Consider the following 453-nt stretch of genomic DNA (forward strand, 5'->3'; position numbering starts at 1 on the left):
GACACTGCGCCTCCCATGAAACCTGAGTTTCAAATGGTTGCTGCTATTCGCTACATCGACGCCCTGAGATTCGAGCCAACGTCTGAACTCGCTTTGTTTCACATCGCCTCCCTGCCGCTGAGTATATCAACAAAGTAAACATTAGTGTTTACCTCCGTGTGTAATTTGCTCGAAAATAGCACTAAATCGCCGCAACGACAGAATGCAATGCAAAATCAGGAAGGAAGATTCCAGAATTTCTTTGCGCTAATTTGCAAAACTGAATAATAACCTCAAGAAACGATCGGCATCATAGCGGCAAAAGGTAAGAAAAAGGTGGCAGGATGTTTACGAAGGCGTTATCGGTTGTCTTATTAACGTGTGCTCTGTTTTCAGGACAACTCATGGCAGGGCACAAAGGACATGAATTTGTGTGGGTAAAGAATGTGGATCATCAGCTGCGTCATGAAGCGG

Annotated in this window: 1 protein-coding gene and 1 pseudogene; one reads left to right on the forward strand and one right to left on the reverse strand. The window is 44.8% G+C overall.

Features of this window, described 5'->3' with window-relative positions:
* Window positions 1-102, reverse strand: a pseudogene (hicA, locus tag FHD02_RS24040) (type II toxin-antitoxin system mRNA interferase toxin HicA); the annotation flags it as partial.
* Window positions 103-323: 221 nt separating this feature from the next.
* Here hicA and FHD02_RS24045 point away from each other — a divergent pair.
* Window positions 324-453: DUF2554 family protein (locus tag FHD02_RS24045; RefSeq protein ID WP_220394386.1), on the forward strand; the 130-nt coding region annotated here is incomplete at its 3' end.

The sequence above is a fragment of the Citrobacter sp. EC_71 genome, assembly GCF_019584005.1.
Lineage (GTDB): Bacteria > Pseudomonadota > Gammaproteobacteria > Enterobacterales > Enterobacteriaceae > Citrobacter > Citrobacter werkmanii.